The 7,123-nt window shown below is 76.2% G+C and carries 2 protein-coding genes and 1 pseudogene; all 3 read right to left on the bottom strand.

The window, feature by feature from the left end; translation table 11 throughout:
• A pseudogene (locus ABD323_RS38465) lies at window positions 1–650 on the bottom strand (hypothetical protein); the annotation flags it as partial.
• Complete coding sequence (locus ABD323_RS38460) at window positions 647–4,060, bottom strand: tubulin-like doman-containing protein (RefSeq protein ID WP_344446754.1); 3,414 nt, start codon at window positions 4,058–4,060, stop codon at window positions 647–649. The pseudogene ABD323_RS38465 and the gene ABD323_RS38460, both read right to left, overlap by 4 nt.
• 81 nt (window positions 4,061–4,141) lie before the next feature.
• Window positions 4,142–6,532, bottom strand: coding sequence for a VWA domain-containing protein (locus ABD323_RS38455; RefSeq protein WP_344446753.1), 2,391 nt, complete (start codon window positions 6,530–6,532; stop codon window positions 4,142–4,144).
• Window positions 6,533–7,123 lie beyond the last annotated feature (591 nt).

Raw genomic sequence — 7,123 nt, 5'->3', positions numbered from 1 at the left:
GTCCGCCCGCCGGCCACCGGCCCGGTGGGCTCGGCACCCCGCCCGCCGGCGAACCGCCGCAGCGCCTCGCTCCAGGCCTGCGCCCGGGCCCGCGGCGACAGGTCCTGGGCCAGCACCCGCAGCGCCGGGGCGGCCACCCCGCCGCAGCGCCGTTGCAGCACGTCCAGGGTCTCGTCGTAGAGCTCGGGGGTGAGCAGCAGGTCCACCAGGTCGGCCAGCGAGTCCGGATCGTCGGGCGCCGCCCGCTCCCCGTCGACCGGCAGCGCCCGCAGGTCGCCGGCCCAGAGCAGGCCGGCGTGGCCCGAGCGCAGGCTGTCCGGGCGCACCAGCCGCCGCTCGGCCGCGAACTCCTCGGCGGCGTCGGGTCCGGCCGCGGGCAGGGCGCCGACCAGCAGGCAGAGCACCCGCACCCGGCCGGCGGTCCGGAAGGCGAGCACCTGCTCGTAGAACTCCTGCCGGCCGACCAGGCCGGCCGGGGTGTCGACCAGCAGGAACCGGTGGTCGGCGCCGTCGGGCAGCGCCGGGCCGGCGAGGTGGCGCAGCCGGTCGTCGACGGCGAACCGCAGGCCGTCGCGGTCCCGCGGGTCCCACGGCTCGTCGCGCAGGTCGAAGTGGAGGACGGGGCCGGCTGGTTGCTGGGGCGTGGTCATGCGAAGCCACCTCCCGGGGCGGGGTGCTGCGGCCAGCCGGAGCGCGGCGGGTCGGCGGGCGGCGGCGGCTTCAGAAGCGGATCGGGCCGGTCGGCCCAGGCGCCGGGGCGGTCGGGGGCGTTGGCCGGCGTCAGCGGAACCGTGTCGTAGTCGTCGCGGTCGTCCCGGTCGTCGTACCCGCCCGACCGGTAGCGCTCCTCGGCCGCCGGCGCGGCGGGCCGCAGCGCCGGGGCGTCGTCCACCGCGCCACCGGGCGGGCGCAGTTCGCCCTCGTGGTAGGCCGCGAGCAGGGTGCGCAGGGTCGGCTGGGCGGCCCGCCCGTCGGTGAACGTGACGTCCAGGGCGGCCGGCAGCGTCTCGGCCCAGAACTGCCACAGCGGCCGGACCCAGCCGTCGATCCGCTCGCCGTCGCGCCGCCGCCGCTCCTCCAGCAGGCGCAGCTGCGCCGGTGCGATCTCCTCCACCAGCCGGACGAACAGCGGGTGCGGCCGGCTGGCCGCCTGGGTCAGGCCCTGCGGCTGGGCGGCCATCAGCCGGCGGCAGTAGTCCTCCACCGTCTGCTCCTCGTCCAGCACCGTCCACCGCTCGTAGACCCGCAGCAGTTCGGCCCAGCTGGAGATCCCGCCCGGGTAGTCGCCCAGCCGCAGTCGCACGCCCGGCACGTTGGGGCCCCGCTCGGCGAAGAGCCGCACCCGGATCCGCTCCGGGGAGTGCTCGGTGCCGTCCAGCACGTCGAGCTGGCCGTTCCACAGCGCGCACAGCAGCCGGTGCAGGATCTGCCGGCGGTCGGTCTCGGTGCTGACCAGCCAGTCGTCGCCGTAGCCCAGGCGCTGGCGCCAGCGCAGCACGTCCTCGCTCTGCTCCTCCTCCTTGGCCTTGGCCCACTGCCGCAGCACCTTGCGGGCCTCCGGCACCTGGGTGAGGCTCATCTCGCTGCGGAAGAGCACCACGGTGATCGACTCGGTGTCCACGCCGCGGAACTCCACGGTCAGCCGCGGGTCCCGGGGCAGTTGCAGCGCCCCGCGCAGGAACACCTCCACCTGGTCGGAGGACTTGACCCGCGGGTAGACCACCAGCGCCTTCAGCGGACCGGTGCCCTCGGGGGTGAAGCCGGCCGGCAGCAGCCCGGCGAGCTTGCGGGCGAACTGGTCGCGGGCCTCGCGCGAGACGTGCTCCTCGGCCTCCGTGCTGCCGGCCGCGGCGGCCAGCAGCACGCCCATCGACGGCAGCAGCGGACGCTCCTCCAGCAGCTCGCCGCTCTCCGCGAAGAGCCGCTTGACGCGCCCCTCCAGCACCGCCTTCACGCCGCCCACCGCGCTGTCCGGACTGCGCCGCCCGACGGCGTGGGCGTGCCGCCAGGCCTGCCCGTCCACCATCCGCCGCAACAGCCCGGCCTCGTTGTCGGTGTCCCGCAGGCCCTCGCGGCTGATCAGCCGGGCCGTCAGGTCCTCGTAGAACTGCGGCAGGTCGCGCTGCGGCGGCAGCAGGTAGGAGACGCCGGTGCGGTCCGAGTACAGCTCCCGCTCCTTGGCCGCGTAGGTGCGGCTCTCCTGCTCGGCGTGCCGGCGCAGGGCCGACACCAGCCGGTCGACCTGGTCACTGGCGACCCGCGAGGTCGGCTCCCAGCGGGCCTGCTGCTCGCGCCACGCCTCGTGCCAGATGACCCGGCTGCGCCACTTGTACCAGGCGTCCTGCGCCACCAGGGCGGCCTGCACCTCCTCGTCGCCCCAGCGGGCCTGCGACAGGCCGCCCAGCCGGCGCCGGATCCGCGGCGCCGTGGGCGGCTGCTCGCGCACGCCGGGCGGCATCGCGGGCCGGCGCGAGCGGCTCACCAGCAGTCCCAGGAAGCCCAACCGGCCGATCTCGCCCGGGTCCTGGGCATCGCCGTGCATCACCCGCTCGAGCAGGAACGGGTCGCCGGTCTTCAGTAGCTCGTCGACGGCCTGGCGCGGGTTGAACGCCTCGGCCATCTCGGCCGCCCGCTGCCCGGCCCGCTGGCGCAGGTCGGCCAGCCCGGCCTGCATGTCGCCCAGCCGCACCGCCAGCGCCGACTCGATCGCCGCCCCGCCGCGCGGCAGCGGCTCGGGGCCGCTCACCGGCAGCAGCGAACGGTCCAGCAGGTCCTCCAGACCCGCGGCCGAGAACATCGTGGTGACCAGTTCCTCCAGCGGCTGGTTCGAACGCCGCGAGCGGTCGCCGAGCTGGTCGACCGAGGCCCGCAGGATCCGGGCCGAGACCAGCGCGGCCAGCTCGTCCACCGGCGCGGTCATCGAGGCGACCAGGCTGGTCGACACGCCCTGGCGGCCGATCCCGGATGCGGCGACCGCGGCCCGCTGCACGCCGCGGTTGATGAAGCTGGCGGCGAAGGTCTGGTAGTCGTCGTCGGCCCGGGACCGGCCGTTGTGCCGCCCGTCGCCCAGCTCGGTGCCGACCAGCGACATCACCAGCGAGACCATCGAGCGGCGCAGGTCGTCCTGCCGGATGCCGGCGGTGCGGCTGAAGAGGAAGGCGGTCGGCAGCACGCCGCTGCGCAGTCGCACCGGCTGCACGGTGGGGTAGCGGATGCGCAGTGCCGGGTCCTCGTCCGGGTCGGCGTTGTGGTCGACCGCGGCGCTGGGCGCGTTCTGCTCGTCCACCAGCCGGAAGAGGTCCACCAGGGCCCGCGCGGAGTTCAGTTCGGCCTCGCGGCCACCGCCGCCGGCGGGCGGGAACGCCGAGGGCATCACCACCAGCGGGTAGATCTTCACGCCGTCCAGGTTCTTCTCCTGGAAGGCGTGGTTGATCAGGTAGAGGTAGTCCAGGAAGATCCCGGCGCCGGTGCCGCCGGCCACCGAGAACGCCACGAAGACGTCGCAGCCCGACAGCGGGCCGCCGCCCAGCTGGCTGAGCGCGCCGGCCGAGCGGGCGATCGCGTCGATCGCCTGCGAGAGCGGTTCGAGCACCGGGTCCAGGCCGTTGCGCAGGGTGCCGAAGAGCCCGGCGCGCCCCACCGTGGGCAGCTGCCCGGCGCCGTGCCGCAGCGGGACGACCCGCGGCTCGCCGTCGCGCGGCGGCAGCCAGGAGTTCACCTCCTCGTGCATCCGGGCGCGCAGCATCCGGGTGATCTCCGGGGAGCTGTCGAAGTTGGGCAGCAGGTCGTGGGTGGCCCGCGAGGTCCGGCCGAACGCCGCGCTCAGCGAGGGGTCCGCGCTGGCCTGCGGCAGCCGGGCCAGGTCCGGCTCGCTGAAGTCCGCGTAGACGAACTGCAGGCAGTCGGGCAGCTGGTAGGGCAGCATGCCGCCGCCCAGGTGGCTGAGCGCGGTGCCGTCCGGGCCGCACAGCTCGGCGCGCAGCCGCCGCTCCAGCTCGGCACCGACCAGCCCGCCGGTGCCGCCCAGACCGACGAAGAGCATCGGCTGGAAGATCTTCATGGGTTCCGCCTTCCGGGGTGAGGAGATCCGGGGTGGTGTGTGGGGCCGGCTGCCGCGCCGGCCGGGGTCGCAGCGCCGCGGTCAGAGCAGGTCGTTGTAGTCCGCGGTGGGCCCGGGGCCGGGCGCGGTCGGCCGGCGCTGCTCGCTGCCCAGGGCGAGGTGGAGGTTGGTGGCGAGCTGGACGGGGAAGCCGACCTGCAGCCGGGTGGTCGCGATCCCCGGGCCCGCCAGTCGGGCACCGCCGTCCGGGTGGCGCTGCACCCGGTAGGAGCCGCCGGTCCGGCGCACGATCCGGGGCGTGGCGGTGTGGGCGTCCTGGACGTCGAACTCGAACCAGCCGTGCTCGCCGGACTTCGCCCGCTGGGTGGTCAACTCCGCGCCGGTGTCGTCGAGCAGGACCAGCGGCAGCCCCGCGGCGTCGCGGCGGCGGGCGGCGAGCCGGCGCTGCGCGACGATCGCCACCGTGAGCGCGAGAAGCAGCACGGCCCCGGCCAGCAGGTACCAGCGGTAGCGGGCCAGGAAGCCCGGCCTGGGGGTGACGGTGAGGGCGAGCTGCGGTTCGGCCAGCACCCGGTCGTGGTCGGTGCTGTCCAGCACCACGATCTTGCCGCCGAGCCGGGCCCGGCCGCCGTCCAGCTGCCGGCCGAAGGCGGCGCGGCCGGCCACCGTGAAGCCGGCCGACAGGGTGCGCGACTCGCCCGGCGCCAGGACGAGTTGGGCGGGCGAGGGGGTCAGCAGGCCGTCGGCGATGTCGCGCACCTGCACGCGCAGGGTGTGCGGGACGCTGTCGCCGTTGTGCACGGAGAGCGCGCCGGTGAGGTGGTCCGAGGTGTGGGCCGAGCCGCCCGCGGCGGTGAGCGCGGCGGTGACCAGGACGACCGGCGGGGCCACCAGGGTGCCCTCGGAGAGGTTGCCGGCGGTCAGCCCGGTGGCGGTGAGCGTGCCGGAGACGGTCAGCCGGCCGGTGGCGGCGGCCGTCACGGTCACCGTGCCGGTGAAGGCCGCGTCCCGGGCCGCGGCGTCCGGCGCCAGGCCGTCGTCGGCCAGCCGGACCGGCACCGGAGCGAAGCCGTCGCCGGTCAACTGGGCGGTGACCCCCAGCAGCTGGAGGTCCTGCGGGTCGGTGATCCCGAAGCCCTCGCGGGTCTGCAGCCGCAGCGTCACCACGGTGGGCCGGCCGGCCCGCGGCGAGGGCGGGTCCAGCGTGATCGAGCCGCGCAGCTCGCCGTGCCAGAGCACGCTGACGCTCGCCAGCTGCCCGCGGTGGTCCGGTGGCGCGTCCAGATGGACCCGCCACAGCCCCGGCACCGGGTCGGTGATCCGCAGCGACTCCACCGGCTGGTTGCGGCCGGCGAGTTCGAACCGGGAGCCGAACGCCTCGCCGGTGCCGGTGATCTGGTGGCCGGCCGGGTCGGTGTAGGTGGCCGTGACCTGCGGATCGCCCTTGTCGACCACGATGCTGCCCACCGTGGCCAGCGGCGAGATCCGCACCTGGAGGTCGACCGGCGGGTGCCCGCTGTCACCGGGGGTGCTGCGCAGGCAGTGCGCGGCGGCGAAGGCGGTCTGCAGGGCGCCGCCGACCGCCGCCGAGTCGGGCACGGTGGTGGCCCGCGGCCGCGCGTCCGGCAGGTCCACACAGCCGTTCTGGTAGCCGGAGGCGGCCATCAGGTCGAGCTCGCCCTGGTTGACGTCGGAGCCGAAGCCGAGCGGCCAGACCTGGACCCTGGCACCCTTGGCGGCCGCCAGCTCGCGCACCAGCGCGTCCTGGCCGGCCTGCGCGCGGTGCGCCTCGTCGCCGTACAGGGTGCTGTGGCTGACGTCCAGCTGGCCGTCGGTGAGCAGGAAGAGCACCCGGGGGGTCTGCGGGTCGGTGCCGGTGGAGAGCAGGTTCACCGCCTGCGAGAGGGCGTTGGGGAAGTCGGTGTCCCAGCCCTCGTCCTGCCGGCGGCCGCGCAGCTGCCCCACGCAGTCGCCGAGCCGGTCGCGGCTGGCCGCGTCCAGCGCGGTCGGCGGGCAGACCTCGTCCACCACGTGCTCGGAGGCGTTGTCGGCGCTGGCGAAGCCGAGCACGGTCACCGTGGAGGCGGGGGAGACGTCGCCGAGCGCGATCCGCAGGGCGGCGTCCTTCTCGCGGGCCAGGTCGGCGGGCTGCAGGCTGCCGGACTCGTCGACGACGACGGCGTAGTTCACCGGCCCGATGGCGCTCGCCGCGGAGGTCGCGTCCGGGCCGGCGCCCGCGCCCGGGCTCGCGGTCGCGCTCGGCGTCGGGTCCTGGGCGGGTGCGGCGGTGGCCCGGCCCGGCAGCGGTGCCAGGGCGAGCAGGGCGGCGGCCAGCACGGCGGCGGCCCGGCGCAGGGCGCGGTGCGGGGGCGGGACGCTGACGGGGGCTGGTGCTGGTGCTGGTGCTGGTGCTGGTGCTGGTGCGGGCGCGCGGGCGGCTCCGGCGACGGGCGGCGGCTCCAGGTGTCCCACGTCGATCCTCGCGATCCTCGGCTGGTGGTCCGGTGTGGTGGCGGGGCTCGGTGGGCGTTCACCGGCTCCCGTCGGGGCGTCAGCGCGCCCGGTGGGCGCGCGCGACGGAGGGCGGTACTCGTCTCCGGGCGGCCCGCAAGGCCGGAATGAGCCGACTGCCGCCGCCCCCGGTGGACCGCCGCACCCCGGTGGACGGTCGCACCGCGGGGGACGGCGCGCTGTGCTGCGATCGGGCCACGGCGACGCTCCCGGTCCCGCCGTGGACCGCTCGCACGGTCCGGACGGCTCGCGCGCCGCGGAGCAGGCCCATCACACCCCCCGGTGATCGTCAACGACCCTGTGCCGATCTGATGTTGGCAGAGCCTAGACCCATTGGCACGGGATATGGCCAGAAGTGGCGCCGCCGCCCCGGCATCGTGATGCTGATGTGACGCATGGTCAGAATGTGGCTGGAGAGGGCCAGATGGTCGAGGGATGAGGCCCGGTGCGTGCGCCGCCCGGGTGCGCCGGCGCGCGGCGCGGGCGCGGCGCGCCCCCACGGGATCGGTGAGCTGGGGCGGGACGGGGCGCGGTGGGTCGCGCTGGGGCGGG

The sequence above is a fragment of the Kitasatospora nipponensis genome, assembly GCF_039528135.1.
Lineage (GTDB): Bacteria > Actinomycetota > Actinomycetes > Streptomycetales > Streptomycetaceae > Kitasatospora > Kitasatospora nipponensis.
Note: the sequence above shows the minus strand (reverse complement) of the source record. Positions and strands in the feature narration are given on the sequence as shown.

Excerpts from the sequence above, each read along its gene's own strand:
- ABD323_RS38460 (WP_344446754.1), bottom strand. The coding sequence starts at position 4,060 with ATGAAGATCTTCCAGCCGATGCTCTTCGTCGGTCTGGGCGGCACCGGC.